The sequence below is a fragment of the Rhodoplanes sp. genome (assembly GCF_013377085.1).
Taxonomy (GTDB): Bacteria; Pseudomonadota; Alphaproteobacteria; order Rhizobiales; family Xanthobacteraceae; genus Rhodoplanes.
The window spans coordinates 41,773-62,689 of the sequence record NZ_JACAAX010000039.1; the positions used below are offsets into that span (position 1 = coordinate 41,773).

Annotated in this window: 18 protein-coding genes and 1 pseudogene; 8 read left to right on the forward strand and 11 right to left on the reverse strand. The window is 70.0% G+C overall.

Translation table 11 applies throughout. The features are described from left to right. Positions 1-16: 16 nt before the first annotated feature. The 8 genes from HXX10_RS22725 to ugpB form a co-directional block, all read right to left on the reverse strand. Positions 17-571: a Uma2 family endonuclease gene (locus HXX10_RS22725; protein WP_296525530.1), complete on the reverse strand. Its 555-nt coding sequence runs from the start codon at positions 569-571 to the stop codon at positions 17-19. 218 nt (positions 572-789) lie between these two features. Continuing rightward, a complete protein-coding gene (typA, locus tag HXX10_RS22730; protein WP_296525533.1) occupies positions 790-2,616 on the reverse strand; it encodes a translational GTPase TypA in 1,827 nt (608 codons plus the stop codon). A 138-nt stretch (positions 2,617-2,754) separates the two neighbouring features. Then, entirely contained in the window at positions 2,755-2,985 is a 231-nt protein-coding gene (locus HXX10_RS22735; protein ID WP_296525535.1) for a hypothetical protein, read from the reverse strand. Between the two features lie 28 nt (positions 2,986-3,013). Beyond that, positions 3,014-3,277, reverse strand: coding sequence for a hypothetical protein (locus HXX10_RS22740; protein ID WP_296525537.1), 264 nt, complete (start codon positions 3,275-3,277; stop codon positions 3,014-3,016). Further along, positions 3,274-4,704, reverse strand: coding sequence for a radical SAM protein (locus HXX10_RS22745; RefSeq protein ID WP_296525539.1), 1,431 nt, complete (start codon positions 4,702-4,704; stop codon positions 3,274-3,276). Before HXX10_RS22745 ends, HXX10_RS22740 begins: the two co-directional genes overlap by 4 nt. After that, positions 4,685-5,404 (reverse strand): prolipoprotein diacylglyceryl transferase, encoded by a 720-nt coding sequence (locus HXX10_RS22750; protein ID WP_296525541.1) that lies wholly within the window; start codon positions 5,402-5,404, stop codon positions 4,685-4,687. Before HXX10_RS22750 ends, HXX10_RS22745 begins: the two co-directional genes overlap by 20 nt. A gap of 130 nt (positions 5,405-5,534) precedes the next feature. Continuing rightward, the gene (locus HXX10_RS22755; RefSeq protein ID WP_296525542.1) at positions 5,535-7,151 is read right to left on the reverse strand and encodes a TAXI family TRAP transporter solute-binding subunit; all 1,617 of its coding nucleotides are present in this window, start codon (positions 7,149-7,151) and stop codon (positions 5,535-5,537) included. A 167-nt stretch (positions 7,152-7,318) separates the two neighbouring features. Beyond that, positions 7,319-8,701, reverse strand: a complete 1,383-nt coding sequence (gene ugpB / locus HXX10_RS22760) for a sn-glycerol-3-phosphate ABC transporter substrate-binding protein UgpB (RefSeq protein WP_296525544.1) — start codon at positions 8,699-8,701, stop codon at positions 7,319-7,321. A 229-nt stretch (positions 8,702-8,930) separates the two neighbouring features. Between ugpB and HXX10_RS22765 the strand changes: the two genes are divergently transcribed. From HXX10_RS22765 to HXX10_RS22780, 4 genes are all read left to right on the forward strand, one after another. Then, positions 8,931-9,869: a TRAP transporter substrate-binding protein gene (locus HXX10_RS22765; RefSeq protein WP_296525562.1), complete on the forward strand. Its 939-nt coding sequence runs from the start codon at positions 8,931-8,933 to the stop codon at positions 9,867-9,869. 125 nt (positions 9,870-9,994) lie between these two features. Beyond that, entirely contained in the window at positions 9,995-11,965 is a 1,971-nt protein-coding gene (locus HXX10_RS22770; protein WP_296525563.1) for a HAMP domain-containing sensor histidine kinase, read from the forward strand. Further along, positions 11,958-13,739: a DUF3369 domain-containing protein gene (locus tag HXX10_RS22775; RefSeq protein ID WP_296525546.1), complete on the forward strand. Its 1,782-nt coding sequence runs from the start codon at positions 11,958-11,960 to the stop codon at positions 13,737-13,739. Before HXX10_RS22770 ends, HXX10_RS22775 begins: the two co-directional genes overlap by 8 nt. A 215-nt stretch (positions 13,740-13,954) precedes the next feature. After that, entirely contained in the window at positions 13,955-15,607 is a 1,653-nt protein-coding gene (locus HXX10_RS22780; protein WP_296525547.1) for a hypothetical protein, read from the forward strand. A gap of 33 nt (positions 15,608-15,640) precedes the next feature. Here HXX10_RS22780 and HXX10_RS22785 read toward each other — a convergent pair whose 3' ends face one another. Continuing rightward, entirely contained in the window at positions 15,641-16,408 is a 768-nt protein-coding gene (locus HXX10_RS22785) for a glutathione S-transferase family protein (RefSeq protein ID WP_296525550.1), read from the reverse strand. A gap of 146 nt (positions 16,409-16,554) precedes the next feature. Then, on the reverse strand, positions 16,555-17,673 hold the full coding sequence (locus tag HXX10_RS22790; protein ID WP_296525552.1) for a site-2 protease family protein: 1,119 nt from the start codon (positions 17,671-17,673) through the stop codon (positions 16,555-16,557). Here HXX10_RS22790 and HXX10_RS22795 point away from each other — a divergent pair. The 3 genes from HXX10_RS22795 (at position 17,620) to HXX10_RS22805 (ending at position 19,503) form a co-directional block, all read left to right on the forward strand. Further along, positions 17,620-18,108 (forward strand): 4a-hydroxytetrahydrobiopterin dehydratase, encoded by a 489-nt coding sequence (locus HXX10_RS22795; protein WP_296525554.1) that lies wholly within the window; start codon positions 17,620-17,622, stop codon positions 18,106-18,108. The two genes, HXX10_RS22790 and HXX10_RS22795, sit on opposite strands and share 54 nt — an antisense overlap. 97 nt (positions 18,109-18,205) lie before the next feature. Then, positions 18,206-18,598 (forward strand): YkvA family protein, encoded by a 393-nt coding sequence (locus HXX10_RS22800; RefSeq protein WP_296525556.1) that lies wholly within the window; start codon positions 18,206-18,208, stop codon positions 18,596-18,598. A gap of 221 nt (positions 18,599-18,819) precedes the next feature. Next, complete coding sequence (locus tag HXX10_RS22805; RefSeq protein WP_296525558.1) at positions 18,820-19,503, forward strand: invasion associated locus B family protein; 684 nt, start codon at positions 18,820-18,822, stop codon at positions 19,501-19,503. A gap of 128 nt (positions 19,504-19,631) precedes the next feature. Here the strand turns inward: HXX10_RS22805 and HXX10_RS22810 are convergent, their stop codons facing one another. Continuing rightward, positions 19,632-19,946, reverse strand: coding sequence for a hypothetical protein (locus tag HXX10_RS22810; protein WP_296525560.1), 315 nt, complete (start codon positions 19,944-19,946; stop codon positions 19,632-19,634). 245 nt (positions 19,947-20,191) lie between these two features. On the opposite strand from HXX10_RS22810, the pseudogene HXX10_RS22815 reads away from it, so the two are divergent. After that, a pseudogene (locus HXX10_RS22815) lies at positions 20,192-20,740 on the forward strand (sigma-70 family RNA polymerase sigma factor); the annotation flags it as partial. Between the last annotated feature and the right edge of the window lie 177 nt (positions 20,741-20,917).

The window sequence follows — 20,917 nt, forward strand, 5'->3', positions numbered from 1 at the left end:
CCGGCCGAGGCCGGTGTCAGGCCAGGAGATCGGCCACCTCGACCGCCAGTCCGGGCGGATCGAGCAGCAAGCGACCCGCCGAGAGCGTTCGCGCCGCGATGCTGCCGTCGGCGCTGCGGGCATGGTGCATCACCGTACGGGTGTCCGGATCGATCACCAGATAGTGCCGCACGCTCGGCAGCTTGAAATAGCCGATCAGCTTCGCCGAGGTGTCGCTGTGCGCCGACGACGGCGAGATCACCTCGACGACGATCACCGGGTCGGCCACGATCATGCCGTCGCCTGGCAGCGGCGTGCCGCAGCGGACCAGCGCATCGGGCTCGTAGGCCGTGAAGCTGTCGATCGGCACGGTCGGACCGTCCGGAAAGACCTCGCCGATCACGGCGGCCTTCGCCAGGGCCTCGCGCAAGGCGACGTAAGCCGAGGCCTTGATTCTGGTATGGACCAGGCGCTCGGACGCCATCATGACGATCTGCCCGTTGATCAGCTCGGCGCGCTGCGGCTCCTCCTGGGACGCGGCCCAGGCGAGAAACGCGTCCACGGTCATCATCGTGCGCAGCGGGATGTTCATGGGGCAAAGACTAGCATCCGCAACCGCGCGGCGGTAGGTGCGGCGGGTTCGGGATTCCATCGACGCCCGTCACTGTCGTCGTCCGCGCAGGCGGACGACCCAGCAATCCCAGTATCCCAGGTGTTACGACGCAGCGCCGGGATTACTGGGTGCTCCGCCTTCGCGGAGCACGACGGAGCGAGGTGGTTCGCCGCCGGGCGTGAAAAGTGCGCCCAGCCTCACACGCCCTCGGCGACCTTGCGGCGCTCTTCCTTCTTGCGGTCGTTGGGGTCGAGGATGCGCTTGCGCAGGCGGATCGACTTCGGCGTCACCTCGACCAGCTCGTCGTTCTGGATGTAGGCGAGCGCCTTCTCCAGGCTCATCCGGATCGGCGGGGTGAGGCGCACGGCCTCGTCCTTCGACGTGGTGCGGATGTTGGTGAGCTTCTTGCCCTTGAGGACGTTGACCTCGAGGTCGTTGTCGCGGGTGTGCTCGCCGACGATCATGCCCTGATAGACCTTCCAGCCCGGCTCGATCATCATCGGGCCGCGGTCCTCCAGGTTCCACAATGCGTAGGCGACGGCCTCGCCGGCATCGGTGGAGATCAGCACGCCGGTGCGCCGGCCCTGCACCTCCCCCTTGTAGGGCGCGTACTGGTGGAACAGCCGGTTCATCACCGCGGTGCCGCGGCTGTCGGTCAGAAGCTCGCCCTGGTAGCCGATCAGGCCGCGGGTCGGCGCGTAGAACACCAGCCGGGTGCGGCCGCCGCCGGAGGGGCGCATCTCGATCATCTCGGCCTTGCGCTCCGACATCTTCTGCACGACGACGCCCGAGTACTGCTCGTCGACGTCGATCACCACCTCCTCGATCGGCTCGTTGATCTCGCCCGTCGCCTCGTCGCGCTGCATCAGCACGCGCGGGCGCGACACCGAGAGCTCGTAGCCCTCGCGCCGCATGGTCTCGATCAGAATGCCGAGCTGCAGCTCGCCGCGCCCGGCGACCTCCATCGAATCCTTCTCGTCCGACTCGCTGACCTTGAGCGCCACGTTCCCTTCCGCCTCGCGAAGCAGGCGGTCGCGGATCATGCGGCCCGTCACCTTGTCGCCCTCGGTGCCGGCGAGCGGCGAGTCGTTGACCCGGAACGTCATCGACAGGGTCGGCGGGTCGATCGGCTGGGCCGGCAGCGGCTCGGAGACCTCGAGGGCGCAGATCGTGTGGGCGACGGTCGCCTCCGGCAGACCGGCGACCGAGACGATGTCGCCGGCGACGCCCTCGTCGACCGGCACGCGCTCCAGCCCGCGGAAGGCCAGCACCTTGGAGATGCGGCCGGTCTCGATGGTCTTGCCGTTGTGGTCGAGCACCTTGGCGGGCTGGTTCGGCTTGATGGTGCCGGACGTGATGCGGCCGGTGACGACGCGGCCTAGATACGGGTTCGCCTCCAGGATGGTGCCGAGCATGCGGAACGGGCCGTGCTCGATGGTCGGCTCCGGCACGTGCTTGAGCACGAGATCGAGCAGCGGCGTCATCGTCTCCTTCGGGCCGTCGATGTTCGCCGCCATCCAGCCTTCCTTGGCGGAGCCGTAGAGCACCGGGAAGTCGAGCTGTTCGTCCGAGGCGTCGAGCGCCGCGAACAGGTCGAACACCTCGCTCGCCACCACGTCGGGCCGCGCGTCGCTGCGGTCGACCTTGTTGATGGCGACGATCGGCCGAAGGCCGATCTTCAGCGCCTTGGAGACCACGAACTTGGTCTGTGGCAGCGGGCCCTCGGCGGCGTCGACCAGCACGATGGCGCCGTCCACCATGTTGAGGATGCGCTCGACCTCGCCGCCGAAATCGGCATGGCCCGGGGTGTCGACGATGTTGATGCGGACGCCCTTCCAGACGATCGAGGTCGCCTTGGCCAGGATGGTGATGCCGCGCTCGCGCTCCAGGTCGTTGGAGTCCATGGCGCGCTCGGCGACCCGCTGGTTCTCGCGGAAGGAGCCCGATTGCTGCAACAGCCGGTCGACCAAGGTGGTTTTCCCGTGGTCGACGTGGGCGATGATGGCGACGTTGCGGAGCTTCATGGGGGTCCCTTGAGAAACGGAAAGCGGGCCCCCGGGGCCCGCGAAACTTTGGGCGGAATATAGTCGAGGGCGGGCGAGAGGCAATGGCCCGGCTGGGACGAAACGTGAATCTGGCTGGCGCAGCAGCCCTGCGGAGGGTCACGGACCGCCGCCGGCACCCTCGATCGGCATGCGGCGCCGCCGCCAGCCGGCCCGGATGGTCGCCACGCCGCCGGCCGCGATGGCCACGCAGACGACCCACAGCAGCATCAGCGCCGGCTCGGCGAAGCTCTTCGGGTCGCTGATCCCGATGCCGACCGCGAAGGCGACCGCGCACACCCCGGGCAGCACCAGGATGGCCCCGACGATGATCAGAAGGACGGCCAGCATTCGGGGCTCCCCCGTTTGTGCGACGGTATCATGACGCATCGCCCGGCGGCGCCCGATCAGCCTCCACCGGGCTCCGGCGCAACCGGCGGGCGCCCAGCAGCACCACGATACAGAAGATCCAGCCGATCGCCGACCCGATCAGCATGACGACCGATACGCTCTGCGCGAGGGGATCCTTGTCGAACAGCAGCGCGCCGCCCGAAATGGTGAAAAACGCCGAGCACAGGCCGGATGGCAGCGCCAAGAGGCCGATCAGCACGGTGAGCACGACCTTTCGGCCGGTCTCGGTCATGCGGGCGCTTCGGCGCGGGCGGTCGCGGCGAGCCGCGCCCGGATGCCGTCGATCGCGCCGTCGCGATAGAGCAGGTTGTAGGTGTCGAACGGGATGATTTGCCCGGCCGGCGTGACGAAGTGGATGCAGGAACGCTTGACGCCGCCGAGACAGAAGTTGAAGCGGTCCATGAACTGCACGATCGCCACCCGGAAGACGTTCTCGTAGGACAGGCCGGCCGGCACCGTCGCCTTCGGCAGGCAGCACAGGAACTCGGCCAGCCGCTCGGGCGCGTTGAGCGCGCCCGACGACAGCGAGAACAGCTCGATGAACTTCTGCTGCAGGGCCGGCTGCTTCTCGAAATTGATGGTGTTCGGCATCACGGCGACCAGATCCTCGCGCGACAGCATCGCGGTCACGGGCAGCACGCGCTCGCCGTTGCGCAAGCCATAGCCGATCGAGATCGTCTCCGGATTGCACGGCAGCGGGATCATGTCGGCGTCGCCGAACACGCCGGAGTCCTCGATCACGCGGCGCCTGATCTCGGACAGCACGATGCGGTTTCGTTTCGAGTCGAAGCTCTCGTTGCGGCCGGCGTCCTGGACGGGCTGGAACGTCACGCCGCGCACGCAGCGCCAGGTCAGCGCATGCTTCACGATGGCGCCGACCTCGTGATCGTTGACGCCGCGCTTCACCGTGACGACCAGGGTGGTCGAGAGACCGTGCCGCTCCAGATTCTCCAACGCCTCCCGGCGCACACGCCGCAGATCGGCGCCGCGCAGATCCATCAGGGCGTCGCGCGTCAGCGAATCGAACTGCAGATAGATTTCCAGCCCGCGCTTCCTCTCGGCAAGCCGGGCACAAAAATCCGGGTCGCGCGCCAGCAAAAGCCCGTTGGTGTTGACCATCACGTGGCGGATCGGCCGCTTTCGCGCCGCGTCCAGGATGGCGAAAAAGTCCGGATGCAGGGTCGGCTCGCCGCCGGAGATCTGCAGCAGATCCGGCTCGCCTTCGCTCGCGACCAGCGCGTCGAGCATGCGCTCGATCGTCGCCAGCGGCAGATGCGTCGTGTGCTGCGGCGACGAGCCGGCGAAGCACACCGGGCAGGTGAGATTGCAGTGGTCGTTGATCTCGATGAGGGCGAGGCACGAGTGCTGCTCGTGGTCGGGGCACAGGCCGCAGTCGTACGGGCAGCCGTGCTCGGTGCGGCCCTGGAACACGAGCGGCTTGTCGCCCGGCTTGATGTAATCCTTGCAGCGCTTCCAGTAGGCGGCGTCGGTCGAGATCAGGGTCGACTGCACGCCGTGCCTGTCGCAACGCTTCTCGTACCAGACCTCGTCCCCAAAGATCTGAATCTTGGCCGGCACCAGCGCCAGGCAGGTCTCGCACAGCGACGTGGTCTGGCCCCAGAACACATAGGGCCGCGATCTACGCGACGGTGCGGTCATTCGGGTCTCCCGGTTCGGGCGCGGTCGCCAGCATGACGACGGCCCAGACGACGAGCGCGGCGGAGAGCAGGTGGAACACCGTGAACGGGCCGACCAGCGTGCCATAGGGCTTGAGGAATTCCCAGGCGAAGCGCTGCGCCCCGTAGAACCCGACCGCCGCATAGAACCCTCGGTCGATCCAGGCGGTGTCGCGGTTCATCACCTTGACCACGTAGAGGAGCGCGAACGTCGTCATGGCGGCGCTCTCATAGAGCTGCACGGGATGGCGAAGAACACCGTCGCCGAAATCGTGGCCCCACGGCAGCGTCGTCGGCGTGCCGTGGGTGAAATCCTCGATGCCGGCGAGGTGGCAGCCGATGCGGCCGACCGCGACGCCGACGGCGAGCGGCAGGGCGAAGCGTGCGCCGGTGCGCAAGCGCAGGCCGGTGGCGTATTTGTAGAGCTCGACCGCGACAATGCCGCCGGCGATCGCGCCCTCGATCGAGCGGCCGGCGCCCGGCATGCCCGAGACCGTCATGTTGAGCGTGCCGAACAGCACGGCGCCGAGGCCGGCGCCCAGCACGACGGCGGCGATGTAGGGCAGGTCGGTGGTCGCGGCCGGAAAGGCGATCTTTTGCACGCGTGTCAGCCACAGGGCGGCGAGCCCCGCGGCCATCCAGGCGAAAACGTCGAAGACGGTGTGGAGGACAAGTCCGGACATCGCCTCGCTTCCGTCGTTCCGGGGCGCGGGCGTCAGCCCGCGAGCCCGGAACCCATAACCCCGGCTGGGCGTATGGATTCCGGGATCGCGTCGGTGGCGCGCCCCGGAATGACCGAGAGCATGCTCTTTGTCACGCCCCCTCGGGGCCCGTGGTGGCGATGCGCAGCCGCGTCACGCCGCTCGCGGTGCCGCCCGCGGCCGGATCGGGACGGGCGGGCGGACCCGCCACGGTGGCCGTCTCGGGCGCGTCCTCGCCGGACGCCAGCGCGGCACGGCGGGCCGCGACTGCGGCGCGGGCCTGATCGAGGGCGAGCCCGTAGGCGGCGAGCGACGTCTGGTCGAGGGCGTTGCGGTCGCCGAGCAGCAGGATTTCGGACAGGATCCCGTCGATCTCCTGGTCGAGCTGGGCGAGGTCGTCGCGGCTCACCGCCTCGCGGGCGCTCCTCAGGATCCCGACCAGCCGCTCCAGCAGCTTGAGGCGCCGCACCCGCGTGTCGGCGCGGAAATGGCCGGCCAGCCAGGCGAGGCCGGAGCCGATGCCCGACACCGCCATCACGCCGAGATAGATGAGATCACTGTAGCGGTCGAAGAAGGTTTTCTGCTCGTCGTCGATATAGGCGGCGGCGCCCGGATGGGCCGGCACGGCGGCGTCGCGGTCGGTGTCGGGCTTCTCGATGCGGGCCGCCATCGGGAACTCGCCGGAGAGCGTCTGTCGCACCGCGAAGAGCTGCCGGGTGAGGTCGGCGATGGTGTCCTCGGGCACGCTGCGGCGGGCGACGATGTAGTGCTTGAACGCGATCGTCTCGACAGTCTCGGGCGGCTGCGGGGTCTGGCCGCCGAACACGCCGGCCTTCAGCTCGGCCTCCTCGTAGACCGGCGAGCGCGCCGCGATCGCCTCGGAGGCGCCGATCTCCAGGAAGGTCGGGCCGGTGCGGCCGTTGCTCGATGCCGCGATCACGGCGGCGACATGCGGGCTCGCCACCGGGCCGAGCGCCAGGATGGCGTCGACCGGGGCGTTGCGCAGCGAGGTGGCGACGTCGCGCGGATCGAGCGGCACCACCGTCACCTTGTCGGGCAGCACCTGGTACTGGCGCAGGATCGCGTCGAGCACCTCGCGGTCGCCCATGCCGGGGCCGACCAGGCCGATCCGGCGGCCGGCCAGATCCTCGATGCTGTCGATCTTCTCGGGGGCGGGCGGCGGAGGCGGGGCAGGCGGGGCCTTGCCGCCGCGCTTGCGGCGCTGGGCCGTCGCGGCGGGCGGCGGGGCGGGCTTAGGGCCGCCGGCCGCGATCGAGCCCTCGGCCGGCACCACCAGCACGGCGATATTGTCGTGCAGCACCACCACGGCCTGGCCGGAGACCGGATAGCCGACGTCGCGCCGCACCACCGCGAGGTCGACCTCGCGGGCCTGCAGGGCGCGGGCCGCCGCCCCCGGTCCCTCCTTGATCACGGGCGTTAGCCGAACGCTGCTGCCGCGCTCGCGGCCGAATTGCTGGGCGATGGCGTGGACGAGCCGCGCGTCCTCGCTGCCCGGCGGCCCGACGGCGATCCGCAGGGTGCTGGGCCGGTCGTTGAAATAGAAGACCGCGCCGGCCAGGCCGGTGACGATGAAGACGCCGAGCAGCAGGATCAGGGGCGTCTGCCGCAGCATCAGGCGCAGCCGGCGGCGGGTGCGGCCCGAACGGGTCCCTGTCAGCCGGTCGCGGGCCACCATGGTGGCAGCGATGCGGCGAAGCGGCGAGGGCATGCGGGAGCGTCTCCGGACGGGGGCAGTCTCGGTTGTATGTGGGCACGCCGGTGCGGCGGCGCCAAGGCATAACGCCGTCGCGGCGGGATCTTCGCTCCGGACGGTAAAAGCAGTGTCGTCGGGACCCGCCAGTCCGCTCGTCCGCGAAGGCGGGGACCCAGGACGGCTCACCGGCTGGCGCGCTCGAACTGCCGCAACAGATCGTTGCCGCGGCGCACCGCGGCGTCGAGCGCCTCGCCCGCCGTCGCCTTGCCGGCGAAGGCGAGCTCGAGCTCCTCCTCGATGACGTCGCGGACCAGGATGAAGGAGCCGAGCCGCACCGCACGCGAATTGTCGGTCGGCGGATGCAGCGTGATCTGCTCGATGGCGATCGCGGCACCCGGATTGCGCTCGTAGAAGCCCTGCGCCCGGCTGTGCTCCCAGGCGGCCCGGGTGAGCGGCAGATAGCCGGTGGCCTGGTGCCAGCGCGCCTGCACCTCGGGCCTCGCCAGATAGGCGAAGAGCCGCGCCGCGCCGCGATACTCCGCCTCCGGCCGGTTTCGCAGCACCCACAGGCTGGCGCCGCCGATCATCGAGTTCTGCGGCGCGCCGGGCACGTCCGGCCAGTAGGGCAGCATGCCGTAGCCGACCTCGAACCTCGCCTTGGCGCGGATGTCGGCGACCAGCCCGGACGAGCCGAGAAAGATGCCGCACTCGCCGGCATGCAGCATCGGCTCGGCCTTGGTGCCGCGTCCGCCATAAGCGAAGAGCCGCGTCTTCTGCCACTCGGCGAGCGCCGCGACATGGCGCACCAGCACGGGATTGTTCAGCGTCAGCTCGGCGTCGGGCCCCAAGAGGCCGTTGGCGCGCGTGGCGATCGGCAGGTTGTGGAAAGCCGAGAAGTTCTCGACGTTCACCCAGGACGGCCAATGCGTCGAGAACCCGCAGGGCACGCCGGCCTGGCGCAGCCGCCGCGCCGCCTCCTCGACCTCCGGCCAGGTCCGCGGCGCCTTGTCGTCGAGCCCGACGGCGCGGAACAGAGTGCGGTTGTAGTAGAGGATCGGGGTCGAGGCGTTGAACGGGTAGGACAGCAGATTGCCCGCCGTGTCCGAGTAGAAGCCGGATACCGCCGGCAGGATCGCGCCGGCGTCGAAGCGCTCGCCGGCCGCCGCCATCAGCTCGTGGACCGGATAGATGGCGCCCTTCGCCGCCATCATGGTGGCGGTGCCGATCTCGTTGACCTGGACGATCGCCGGGTGGGTTCGGGTGCGCACCGCGAAGATCGCCGCCGTCACGGTCTCGGTGTAGCTGCCCTTGAACACCGGGACGACCCGGAGCTCGCTCTGCTCGGCATTGAACGCGGCGACGATGCTCTCGATCTGCCGGCCGAGCTCGCCCGCCATGGCGTGCCAGAGCTGGATCTCGGTGGCGGCCTGCGCCGGACGCGCGATCAGGGCCGCGCCGAGCCCGGCCAGCACGGCGCGCCGGTCCGGCCCGTGGAGGCGCCGGCCCCACGGGGCCCGTCCCGGACGGGCCGCCACAGGATCACCACGGAACACCGGCATGGACATCGGGAAGGCCACCAGATTCGCAACTCACATGCGGCCCGCGGACTGCGGCCCGGCCGATCAGGATGGCCATCCGACCATGGTTTCGCTAAAATTTCGAGATTCACGACGACGAGCCCCGATGGTCCGACCACAAGGCGGTGCAAATTTGTCGCCAGCATGGAGCCTCCGCGTCCGCGCTCCGGGCCTGCCGGTTCGGGCCGTCGCGGTCCTCGCCGCAGCCCTCGCCGCGATGCTCGGCGCCGCTGTCGGGCCGGGCGTGGCGCGCGAGTTCCGGGTCGCCGACACCCAGGTCGAGGACTATCCGACCGTGCAGGCGGTGAACCATATGGGCCGCCTGATCGAGGAGCAGACCGGCGGCCGCCATCGCCTGCGGGTGTTCCATTCGCGCCAGCTCGGCGAGGAGCAGGACACCATCGAGCAGACCCGTGTCGGCGCCATCGACCTCAACCGCACCAATGTGGCGCCGATCGGGGCCATCGTGCCGGCCGCCAACGTGCTGGCGCTGCCGTTCCTGTTCCGCTCGACGGCGCATCTGCACACCGTGCTGGACGGACCGATCGGCGACGAGATCCTGGCGAGCTTCGAGCCCTACGGCTTCATCGGCCTGACCTTCTACGATTCCGGGGCGCGGTCGATCTACACGCGCAACCGCGAGGTCCGCAGCCTCGCCGACCTGAAGGGCCTGCGCATCCGGGTCCAGCAGTCGGACCTCATGGTCGCGATGATCAAGGCGCTCGGCGCCACACCCGTGCAGCTTCCCTACGGGCAGGTGGAGACCGGCCTCACCACCGGGCTGATCGACGGCGCCGAGAACAACTGGCCGTCCTATGTCACCACCGGCCATTACAAGGTGGCGCCCTACTACACGCTGACCGAGCAAACCATGAGCCCGGAGGTTCTGGTGATGTCGCTGCGCGCCTGGCAGAGCCTGTCGGACGAGGACAAGGCGACCTTCCGCAGCGCCGCGCGGGCCTCCAACCGGATCATGCGCGAGCAGTGGAACGCCCTCGAGGAGCGCTCGCGCCAGCAGGCCCGGGCGGCCGGCACCACGATCATCGCGACCTACGACCGCGCCCCCTTCGTCGAGGCGATGAGCGGCGTCTATGCCGGCGTCATGGCGAACCCGCTGCTGCGCCGGCTGGTCGAGCGCATCCGCGAGAGCGAGTGACCGTGTCGTTCTCCCCGACGGTGCCGAGCGAGCCGCCGACCCAGGTCGTCAACCACGCCGTCGACCAGGCGTCCGGCGCAGCCGCGCCGGGACGGCGCTTCGATCTCGAACGCCTCGTCCGGGCGCTGCCGATCCGTTGGCGGATCCTGTCGATCGCGGTGCTGAACTCGGCCGTCGTGATCATCCTGGCCGGGCTGATCTGGAACGGCGCCATGGCCCTCGGCCGCGCCTGGGACGAGGTGCGCGAGGTCCGCGAATCCGACATCGTGCTGGTGCTGCTCGAAGGCGAGGCCGGGCGGCTGCAGAACCTCATCCACCGCTACATCAACGAGCCGAGCCCGGAGATCTTCGCCGAGATCCTGCTGGTGCGCGAGGCCGTGCTCGGCACGCTGCGGACCCGCAAGCCGGCCGATCCGATGCTGGCCGACGCCATGGAAGGGCTCGCCGGCGTCACCGAGCGCTTCCTCGACGGCTTCGGCGATCTGCGCGCCGTGCAGGCCGCCATCACCGGCGTCTACGAGAACGAGGTGCTGCGGCCCGCCCGCGAGATGGCCGGCCTCTACTCGATCGTCGAGGGGGCGGCCGGCCGCCGCGAGGCGCTGATCTGGCCGGCGCTCTCCAAGTCCCGCGAGGCCTTCACGGCGAGCCTCGTCGCCGCCAATGCCTATTATCTCTCGCTCGCCTCGTCGGCCGCCGACGAGGCTCGGCGCAATCTCGAGACCATCGAGCGCACCATCCCGGTGCTGTCGGATCTCGCCGAGGACGACATGCAGCGCGCCGCCCTGGAGGCGCTCGGGCAGCGCGCCAGCGCCTTCCGCAAGGGGCTCACCGCGCTCGGCGAGCGGTTCGCGGCGCGAACCCATATCCTGCGGACCGCCATCGACGGCAACCAGGCCTCGATGATCTCCACCATCGACGAGCTGCAGAGCGAGATGCGCCGCCGCGAGAACCGCGCCCAGGCGACGCTGGAGCGGACATTGGCGGCCATCTTTCGCCAGGTCCTGCTGGTCGCGACCGGCTTCCTGCTCGCCATCCTGGTCGGCGCCGCCATCGTGACGCGCAGCATCCGCAATCCGCTGAAAGAGCTGATGTCGGCCATGCACGCCATCGTGGCCGGCCATTACGGGCAGGTGATCCGCTCGACCCGCGAGCGCGACGAGATCGGCGCCATGGCGCGCGCCGTCGAGGTGTTCCGCGAGAACGCCATCGCCAAACGCCAGGCCGAGAACGATCTTCGCGCCGCGAAGGAAAACGCCGAGACGGCGCTCACCGAGCTGCGCGAGGCTCAGAAGAGCCTGATCGACGCCGAGAAGCTCGCCGCGCTCGGCGGGCTCGTCGCCGGCGTCGCCCACGAGGTCAACAATCCGGTCGGCATCAGCCTGACGGTGGCGTCGAGCCTGGTGCGGCGCTCCGAGGTGTTCGCCGAAGAGATCGCGAAGGGGCCGCTGCGGCGCTCCAAGCTCGACGACTTCGTCTCCGGCACGAACGACGCGGCCCAGCAGCTCGTCGCCAACCTGCACCGCGCCGGCGAGCTGATCCAGTCGTTCAAGCAGGTGGCGGTCGACCGCAGCCATGCCGAGCTGCGCGACTTCGACCTGCACGAGGCGACCGAGCAGATCGCCGCCAGCGTCCGCCCGGTGCTGCGCAAGGCGCAGATCACGCTCGCCGTCGAGGTGCCGGACGGCATCGTCATGGACAGCTTTCCTGGCTCCTACGGCCAGGTGCTGACCAACCTGTTCCTCAACTCCGTCGCCCATGCCTTCCCGGACGGCCAGGCAGGCATGATCGAAGTCCGCGCCCGCCAGCTCGGCGCCAACCATGCGGAGGTCATCGTGTCGGACGACGGCGTCGGCATGACCGAGGACGTGCGCCGTCGCGCCTTCGATCCTTTCTTCACCACGCGGCGCGGCCAGGGCGGCACCGGCCTCGGTCTGCACATCATCCACAGCCTGGTGACCCAGAGCCTCGGCGGCAAGCTGACGCTCGACACCGCGCTCGGCCACGGGACGACCTTCCGCATGGTGCTGCCGCGCCGCGTGTCGCGCGCGAGCGCCGACGTCCCCGTTCTCCAGATCACGGACCGAACCCATGGTTGACCCCGACGACATCGTCGACATCGTCGACGACAGCGACGATGTGCCGGTCGAAACCGGGCCGCGGTGGAAGATCCTGGTGATCGACGACGAGCCGGCCGTGCACGACGGCACCCGCTTCGCGCTCGCCGACTACTCGCTCAACGGCCAGGGCCTGGAGATCGTCTCGGCCTACTCGGCCGCGGAGGGCCGCGCGCTCTTGTGCGCCCATCCGGACACGGCCGTGGTGCTGCTCGACGTCATCATGGAGAGCGACACCGCCGGCCTCGACCTGGTCGGCTTCATCCGCACCGAGCTCGCCAACGAGACGGTCCGCATCATCCTGCGCACCGGCCAGCCCGGGCAGGCGCCGGAGCGGCGCATCATCGTCGACTACGACATCAACGACTACAAGGCCAAGACCGAGCTGACCGCCGACAAGCTGTTCACCTCGCTCACCGCGGCGCTGCGCAGCTATCAGCAGCTCGAGCGCATGGTGGAGACGCGCCGCGGCCTCGAGATCATCGTCGACGCGGCCTCGACGCTCTACGACTTCCAGTCGATTCAGCGCCTCGCAGAGGGCGTGCTGGTGCAGCTCGCCTCGCTGCTCAATGTCGACTGCGACGGCATCCTGGTGTTCCACGACGGCGGCCGCGAGCGCCCCGTCTCGGTGCTCGCCGCCGCCGGCTGCTACACCAAGCTCGTCGGCGCCGACGGCGTCTCTGCGCTCGCCCCCGAGCTGCGCGAGGTGGTCGAGGAGGCATTCCGCCGCCGCGCCCACCAGTTCATGCCGCGCTGGTCGGCGCTCTACATCCGCACCGGCAGCGGCCGCGAGGTGGTGGTGGTGCTGCATGTCTGCCGGCCGCTGTCCGACACCGACCGCACGCTGGTCGAGATCTTCACCAGCAAGCTGTCGATCGCCTTCGACAACGTCATTCTCTACGAGCAGCTCCAGGAGGCCAACAGCCGGCTCGAGGACCGCGTCAACCAGCGCACCCGCGAGCTGACCTCGGCGAACCGCCGGCTCGCCTCGCAATGGGCACGGCTGCAGCGCGCCAACGCCTTCAAGACCGAGATCCTCGGCACGGTCGCGCACGACCTCAGGAACCCGCTGTCGGTGATCATCGGCCGTGCCGAGATCCTCGAGCGGATGGTGACGGGGCCGGCCGTCAATCCGGAGGCCGCCAAGACGCAGATCAAGCACATCCACAACGCGGCCGACCGGGTCGCCGACATGGTGGAGAGCCTGATCGCCGACGCCATGACGGACGCGCTCGACATCACGATCCGGCGGGACCAGGCCGATCTCGCCAGCGTCCTCGAGGAGGTCGCCGAGGCGAACCAGCCGCTCGCCGCCAAGAAGGAGCAGGTGATCGCCGTCACGGCCGAGACCGGCGCGCCGGTGGTCTGCGACGTCGACCGCATCCGCGAGGCGGTCGACAATCTGGTCAGCAACGCCGTGAAGTACAGCGCCATCGGCGGCCGCATCGAGGTCGGCCTCGCCCATCTGCCGGACGGTGCGCGCATCAGCGTCAAGGATGCCGGGCCCGGCATGACGCCGGAGGATCTCAAGCGCCTCTACGGGCGCTTCCAGCGCCTCTCGGCCAAGCCGACCGGCGGCGAGAGCTCGATCGGGCTCGGCCTCTCCATCGTCAAGCGCATCGTCGACCTGCACGGCGGCACCATCATGGCCGAGAGCGCCGGCGAAGGGCTGGGCACCACCTTCACGCTGATCCTGCCGCTCAAGCCACCCGAGAGCGACGCTGAAGCGCCGGCCACGCCACCGCCTGAGGGGTGAGGCGCGGGTTTTCAGCGACAGGACTCCCCATCGTCGTCGCCCGCGCAGGCGGGCGACCCAGTATCCACTGACGTCGATGTTCCAATCGGGAAGCTGCGGCGTACTGGGTGCCCCGCCTGCGCGGGGCACGACGGTTGAGGTGCCTTACCGCCCTACCCGATTCGTTAAGCGGCGCCTTGTAGCCTGCGCCCGAGACCCGATCCCGCGGACCCGTGATGCTCGCCCGCAGCGCCCTCGCCGCCCTTGCGCTTCTCGCCGCCAGCGTATGCACGGCCGCGGTCATGACCGCGCTGCGGCTGCCGACGGGACTGCTGCCGCCGGTTTTCGCGCTGCTGCTCGTCGCCGGCGCCGTCGCGTTCAGCCGGCTGCCGCTGGTCGCCGATGCGAGCGGCCCGCGCTGGTTCGAGGGCGCACTGATCGGCTGGGCGGCGCTGATCCAGCTCGTCCGCCTGGTGCCCTACACGGCCCAGTATGTCACAGGACATCTCGGCGCGGCCGTCAACTACGACGACAACTGGCATTTTCAGGAACTCGCCAGCCTGGTCCACGGCGCGCGGTTTCCGCCGCTGCTGAACTATCAGCCCGACACCCATCTCCACTTCTATTACGTCGCCTGGATGCCGGCCGCCGCATTGGGCGAGCTGTTCGGGCTCGCCGGCGTGTCGTGGCTGAAGATCGCCTACGGGGCCGGAACCTTGCTGCTCGGCGTCGCCGCCGCCGTGATCCTGATCGTGTTCCTGCGCCATGCGCTCGAGCAACGGCAGCGCGGCCCGGCGCTCACCGCGCTCCTTCTCGCCGGCGCCGTGCCGGACGGCATCGCCGTGCTGGCCCGCTGGATCGGCGGCCTCGCCGCAACGCCGGCCGACTGGCTCGCCCATGCCGAATGGTGGCAGCTCGAATTTGGCATCCCCAACCAGATTTCATCGCTGACCACCCTGCTGATCTGGGTGCCGCATCATCTGATCTCCGGCATGGCGCTGTTGCTCGCCGTCGTGGTCGCGACCGAGCCGCGAACGCTGGCGCCGCGCGCCTCGCTGGTCGCCATGGCGGCGGCCGGACTGCTGGTCGGCTTCTCGGCCTTCTCGTCGGTGTTCGCCTGCATGGGCGGACTCTTCGCGCTGTCGCCGCTGTTCGCGCGCTTCGTCGTGCGACGACGAACGTTTCTCGCGAGCCTGACCGCGATCGCGGCGGCGGCCGTGGTCGCGGCGCCGCTCGCTTATCTGTATCTCAACGCGGATTCGTCCGGCGGCTTCCGGCTCTTCCTGATCTTCACGCGATGGCGGGGGCAGTTCGGCAGCGCGGCTGCAGGCTTTGCGGGCCTCGGCCTCGCCGCCGCCTTCGTGATGGCGGAGGTCGGCTGGCTCGCCTGGCTGGCGCTGCGCCCACCGCCCTCGCCGCTCGAGAGCCCGCTCGGCCGCTGCGCCGTCGCCGCCACGATCTGGCTTGCCGCCACCGTGGTGGTGAGCTTCTCGGGCGCCAACAATCTCGCAATGCGGGGATCGATCGTACCGGTCGTGCTGATCGCGACATACTGGGCACAGGCCCGCGTCGCCGCGTCCGCATCCGGCGAGCCGCGATGGTCGAGACCGGCCCTGGCCGCCGCGGCGCTCGTCGCCCTGCTCGCCGGCGCGACGCATCTCAACGAGGCGCTCCGCCACGGCCGCAACAGCCTCGACGCCATCGCCTATGCGGCCGAGACCGAAGCCTGCAAGGCGCGCATCATGGCTGCCAATGCGGGCGCACCGGGCGAGGTCGACCCGTCGGCCTGGGGCTGCCGCGACACCTACAGCGTCTACGGCCTGGAGCGGCCGTTCCACAAGCGCGACCTCGGCGAGCCCGACCGCGAGCTGATGGGCCGCGGACCGTGAAACGGACGGCTGCCGCAGCCTCGCCCCGCCGGCTCAGCAGGCGGCGAGCTGCTCGCGCAGATGCGGGTACTTTTCGGTGAGCAGCGATCCCGCATAGTAGGTCGGCCCGAACGCCGGCTGCGCCCGGATGGCGTCGAGCCAGGCCGCGACCGCCGGCCGCGAGGCCCACAGTCGGGCGAGGCGGATGTCGTCCATGCGGACGATCACGGGCATCAGCGAGATGTCGGCGAGGCTCGGATCGCGACCGAGCAGGAACGGGCCGCCGCTCGCCGCGATCGCCTCGTCCATGCGCACCACCGTCTGCTCGAGCCTTTTCACCGCGAGAGTCATCTCGGCCTCGGGAAAGCCGGTGCGGCCCATGGCGAGCAGGAACTCGCGGCGCAGCGGCTTGGAGTCCGCCATGGCGCGGAACGCCTCCTCGCTCATCGCCTGGAAGTGCGGCAGGAAGGCGAGGTTGTAGCTCGGCACCCGGATCGCCGGCGCCGGCACCTCGTCGATGAAGCGCATCAGCGAGCGCATGCGGGCCCGCACCACCGGGTCGGCCGGCACGAAGCGCGGCCCTTCGGCAAACACCTCGCCGAGATATTCCATGATGACCGAGGAATCGATCACCACGGCGCCGTCATGCACGAGGGTCGGCACGACGCCGTTCGGATTGAGCGCGAGATAGCTCGGCTTCAACTGGTCGCCGGCGAACAGGTCGAGCCGGTGCTCCTCGAAGGCGAGCCGCTTGGCGGCGAGCACGAACCGCACCCGCTGGCTGCAGGTGGATTGCGGCGCGTTGAAGAGGGTCAGGGCCATCGGCGTCTCGCTCCCGGTCTTTTTGTCGGGCGCAAGGCTCGCAGGACCACGGCAGCGCCGTCAACCCGGCGTGGCGGCGACGGCGCGTGGCGTTTCGTTGGCCGAACCCGTATCGTTTTCGGCTCGGCCGCGCGGAAGCCGCTGCCTCACACGCCTGCGGCCGGGCCCCAAGGTCCGAAGCGCGTGCCCTTGGGCAGCGCCTCGCTCACCATCAGCATCTCGCCGACCGTCTCCGAGGTGACCAGGCCGACCAGCCGGCCGGTCGGGTCGACGATGCCGACGGCCGGCTTCTGTTTCTCCTGCAGGATGGCGAAGGCCTGCTCGAGCCGGCCGCGATGGCTCATCACCGGGATCTCGGTGGTCATCACGGTCGCCACCGGCGCTTGCGGCCCGACCTCCTTGAGGGCACGGATCATGTCGGCGCGGCTGAGCACGCCGGCGAGGCGCCGCGCCTCGTCGACCACCGGAAACTCCTGCTGGCTGGTGCGCAGCAGCGTCTCGATCGCCGCCTCGATCGGTTCGTCCGGCGTCAGGGTCGCGAACTCGGTGATCATGGCGGCCGAGACCGGCACGTCGCGCGACATCGCCCTGATGGCGACGAGCTGCGCCTCGGAGGTGGCGGCCAGATAGACGAAGATGGCGATGAAGATCAGCATCGGGTTGGTGAACAGGCCGATGAAGCCGAACGCGAAGGCGGCCGCCTGGCCGATCGCCGCGGCGATCTCGGTCGCCCGCACATGGCCGAGCTTGATGGAGAGCAACGCGCGCAGCACCCGGCCGCCGTCCATCGGGAAGGCCGGGATCATGTTGAACAGCACCAGAAAGATGTTCACGGCGGCGAGCTTGTCGGCGAGCGAGGTCGTCGTGCTCTCCACCGCGGCGAGGTTGCCGATCGACGGATCGGCGCCGAACAGCACCATCAGCGCCGCCGCGATGACCACATTGACCATCGGTCCGGCGATGGCGACCAGGAACTCCTCGCCGGGCTCCTCGGGGATGCGCTCCAGCCGGGCGACGCCGCCGATCGGCAGCAGCGTCACGTCCGGCGTCGCCACCCCGAAGACGCGGGCCGCGAGGATGTGGCCGAACTCGTGGGCGAGCACGCAGGCGAACAGGGCCACCATGAAGACGAGGCCGCTCCACGCCGCCTCGGCGCCGCCCTGCGCCCAGCTCGCTGCGAAGATCCACACCAGGAACAGGACGAAGGTGACGTGGATCCGCACCGCCGTTCCGGCGATCGACCCGATATTGACGGACCACGGCATGGGCGTCTCCCCGGATGGTCGCCGGCCCGGTCTGGCACGCGGCGACTCCGATGCAGATATGATGGCCGAGCCCTGCCCACCAGACGCGGGGCCGGCGGCGGATGCGCCGGAGAAGAGGAACGGGAGGACAGAATGACGGAACGACTGACCGAGGAGCGGCGCCGGCAGGCGCTCGCCGGCCTGCCAGGCTGGCAGGAGGTGGCCGGGCGCGACGCCATCGCCAAGACCTTCACGTTCGCCGACTTCAACGCCGCGTTCGGGTTCATGACCCGGGCCGCGCTCACCGCCGAGAAGCTCGACCATCACCCCGAATGGTCGAACGTCTACAAGACCGTCGCCGTGACGCTGTCGACCCACGACGCCGGCGGCGTCACCGAGCGCGACATCGCGCTGGCGACCGCGATGGACAAGATCGCCGGTGGCAGCGGCGGCTGACCCCCGGTCGGGCGGCTTGCGTTCGGGCGCCGTGTACCCAACTCTAGGGGCAACCTTCAAGGGACGGCGCGCAGGGCCGCCGGTCGAGGACGAAGCGATGAGCCACAGCGGTGCGGGATTCGGGAATCCGGAATTCGGCCTCGATACGGCCGCCGCCGATTCGCGTGAAAAGCGCGACGAGGAGACGGTGCGGCGCGGCTTCTGGCCGAAAATCCGGCGGGTGGTCGCCAAGGTGCCGTTCGCCGAGGACCTGCTGGCCGCCTATTACTGCGCCTTCGACCGCGCCACGCCGCATCATGTGCGGGTGGCGCTGTTCGGCGCGCTCGCCTATTTCGTGCTGCCCACCGATCTGGTGCCCGACGTCGTGCCGGCGCTCGGGTTCACCGACGATGCCGTCGTGCTGGCGACCGTGGTGCGGCTGTTCTTCACCCATCTGTCGCCCGACCATCGCGCCGCCGCCCGCCACGCCCTCGACGAAATGGGGCGCTAGAGAGGCCCGAATCGGGGCATGACGGCGCGGGGGCGCCGGGGCGTTCGACACATGCGGCTCGCCAATCGCCGACGGCGCCCTAGGCGCCCGTCGCGGCTTGGAGTAGCATGCCGGCCGCACGGGATTGTGGTGGGCTGATAATGGGATACGATGTTCGCAGCGGCCCGTCCGCGGGGGCGGGTGCAGACGTTTCGGAGCCAGGCTTGTCCGAGCGAGGACCGATGACGACCGTCCGGGGCACGACCGTTCGCCGGCTCACTGCTCTCCTCACTCTTCCGCTGGCGACCGCGCTGGCGCTGACATTCGCGGCCTTCTCGCCCGCCGCCGCCCAGCAGCCCGCCGCGCCGAGCGCGCCGGCGGCGCCGCGTCCGGCCCAGCCACCCAAGCCGAAGCCGGCGCCGCGGCCCGCCGCGACCGCGCCGGCCCCGGCTCAGCCGCCGGCTTCGATGACGGGCGGCGTGCAGCCGCAACTGCTCGGCCAGTTCGGCGGATGGGGCGCCTACACGGCGAGCCCGGGCGGCCGAAAAGTGTGCTTCGCGCTCGCCAAGCCGAGCAAGGCCGACACCGACCCGCCCAACCGGCCGCGCGACCCGACCTTCCTGTTCGTGTCGTCGCGCCCGTCCGAGCGGGTCAAGGACGAGATCTCGGTGATCTTCGGCTACGGCTTCAAGCCGAACGCCGACGCCTCGCTGGAGGTCGGCGGCGCCAGCTTCGCCATGTACACCCAGGCCGACGGCGGCTGGATCAAGAACGCCGCCGAGGAGCCGCGCCTGATCGAGTCGCTGCGCCGCGCCGGCGACGCCGTCATCAAGGGCGTGTCGGCGCGCGGCACCGGCTCGACCGACGTCTATGTCCTGAAGGGCCTCGCCCAGGCGCTCGACCGCGTCGCCCAGGAGTGCCGGTAGGCGGTGCGGGTGAGCAGTGCCGGTGAGCAGCGCCGGCCTGGGCACCACGGCACAGATGATCCATCGTCACCACCGGCCGGCCCGTCGGGTCGGCCGGTGGTGACGCGGAGCCGGTGCCGCGCGACACCTTACCGGATGTAGCCCTTCGCCGGATCGGTCAGCACGCTCGACATCATCCGGCCGTCGCCCATGCGCTTGTCCTTGATCGCGTAGAAGCTGCTGCCGCTGCGGACGATCAGCGTGCCGGCCGGGAGCTTCCTGGCTCCCTTCATCACCATGGTCATGCCGGCCTCGGTGAGCTGCATGGTCTTGAGCTGGCCGGCGGAGTCGATCATGACGAGGTTGCCGGACCCCAGTTCGGACGAGAACGATTGGGCATGCGCCGCGATGGTCGGGGCGGCGCTCAGAGCCAAAGTCACAAGGGCAATCTTGGCGAAGGACATGGCGATTCTCCGTGAAGCGTTGTTCCGTGGATCGGATGGACCCGCCAACCTAGGTCGCAGCAGCACGGTCTTTGAAATACCGGTTCGCTATCGAATCCATAGCGCGGCGGTATTTCCGGTCGCGGTCCGGCGCCGTTACAGACAGAGCCTGTCGACGGAGGGAGCCGACCGTTTCGATGCTGCAAGGATCAAACCCGCGCCCCGACGATCGCGGACGCCGTGCCGGGGCACGCGCCCCGCGGGCGGATCAGCAGTGGGCGACATGGATGAAGGCCGCATTGGCCGGCGACGCCCTCGCCTATCGTTCGTTTCTCGCCGCCGTGACCCCGACGCTGCGCTCGATGGTTCGTCACGACTGTCAGGGCTTCGGCGCCCGCGTCTGCGATGTCGAGGACATCGTCCAGGACGTGCTGCTCACCATCCATCTCAAGGGCGGCACCTGGGACCAGTCGCGTCCGCTCGGGCCGTGGCTCTCGACCATCGTCCGCAACAAGCTGATCGACACGCTGCGCCGGCGCGGCCGCCACGTCATCATTCCGCTGGAGGACGTGATGGAGAGACTGCCGGCACCGGAAGAAACGGAATGCCTGCCGGCCTACGATGTCGGGCGCCTGATCGGCCGGCTGCGCGACTCCCAACGGGAAATCGTTCGCGCGGTGACGATTGACGGCTCCAGCGTGCGGGAGACCGCGCAACGGCTGAACATGACGGAAGGGGCCGTTCGCGTCGCGCTGCACCGGGCCCTGCGGGTCCTGGCCATGGCCTGCGCGGAAACGCGGGAATCCGGGGCCTGACCAGGCGGCTCGCGCCGCGCGGCGATCGGCGCCGGCCTCGTGCACAAGGCGGCGCGGACGTCGCGGCGCGCGCCCCGGCCGGAGCCGAGACGCAGGCCGGACCGTCGCCGCCTCACCATTTTCCGGCGATCGGCAGCTCCTCGGCCGGGAACAGGGTGATCAGCCGGCAGCCCTTGT

What these genes read in the sequence shown, in the direction of transcription:
- HXX10_RS22745 (WP_296525539.1), bottom strand. Translation starts at nt 4,704, where the DNA reads ATGACCGCACCGTCGCGTAGATCGCGGCCCTATGTGTTCTGGGGCCAG.
- HXX10_RS22755 (WP_296525542.1), bottom strand. Translation starts at nt 7,151, where the DNA reads ATGCCCTCGCCGCTTCGCCGCATCGCTGCCACCATGGTGGCCCGCGAC.
- HXX10_RS22765 (WP_296525562.1), top strand. Translation starts at nt 8,931, where the DNA reads ATGCTCGGCGCCGCTGTCGGGCCGGGCGTGGCGCGCGAGTTCCGGGTC.
- HXX10_RS22810 (WP_296525560.1), bottom strand. Translation starts at nt 19,946, where the DNA reads ATGTCCTTCGCCAAGATTGCCCTTGTGACTTTGGCTCTGAGCGCCGCC.
- HXX10_RS22740 (WP_296525537.1), bottom strand. Translation starts at nt 3,277, where the DNA reads ATGACCGAGACCGGCCGAAAGGTCGTGCTCACCGTGCTGATCGGCCTC.
- typA (WP_296525533.1), bottom strand. Translation starts at nt 2,616, where the DNA reads ATGAAGCTCCGCAACGTCGCCATCATCGCCCACGTCGACCACGGGAAA.
- HXX10_RS22785 (WP_296525550.1), bottom strand. Translation starts at nt 16,408, where the DNA reads ATGGCCCTGACCCTCTTCAACGCGCCGCAATCCACCTGCAGCCAGCGG.
- HXX10_RS22775 (WP_296525546.1), top strand. Translation starts at nt 11,958, where the DNA reads ATGGTTGACCCCGACGACATCGTCGACATCGTCGACGACAGCGACGAT.
- ugpB (WP_296525544.1), bottom strand. Translation starts at nt 8,701, where the DNA reads ATGTCCATGCCGGTGTTCCGTGGTGATCCTGTGGCGGCCCGTCCGGGA.
- HXX10_RS22790 (WP_296525552.1), bottom strand. Translation starts at nt 17,673, where the DNA reads ATGCCGTGGTCCGTCAATATCGGGTCGATCGCCGGAACGGCGGTGCGG.
- HXX10_RS22800 (WP_296525556.1), top strand. Translation starts at nt 18,206, where the DNA reads ATGAGCCACAGCGGTGCGGGATTCGGGAATCCGGAATTCGGCCTCGAT.
- HXX10_RS22750 (WP_296525541.1), bottom strand. Translation starts at nt 5,404, where the DNA reads ATGTCCGGACTTGTCCTCCACACCGTCTTCGACGTTTTCGCCTGGATG.
- HXX10_RS22725 (WP_296525530.1), bottom strand. Translation starts at nt 571, where the DNA reads ATGAACATCCCGCTGCGCACGATGATGACCGTGGACGCGTTTCTCGCC.
- HXX10_RS22780 (WP_296525547.1), top strand. Translation starts at nt 13,955, where the DNA reads ATGCTCGCCCGCAGCGCCCTCGCCGCCCTTGCGCTTCTCGCCGCCAGC.
- HXX10_RS22735 (WP_296525535.1), bottom strand. Translation starts at nt 2,985, where the DNA reads ATGCTGGCCGTCCTTCTGATCATCGTCGGGGCCATCCTGGTGCTGCCC.
- HXX10_RS22805 (WP_296525558.1), top strand. Translation starts at nt 18,820, where the DNA reads ATGACGACCGTCCGGGGCACGACCGTTCGCCGGCTCACTGCTCTCCTC.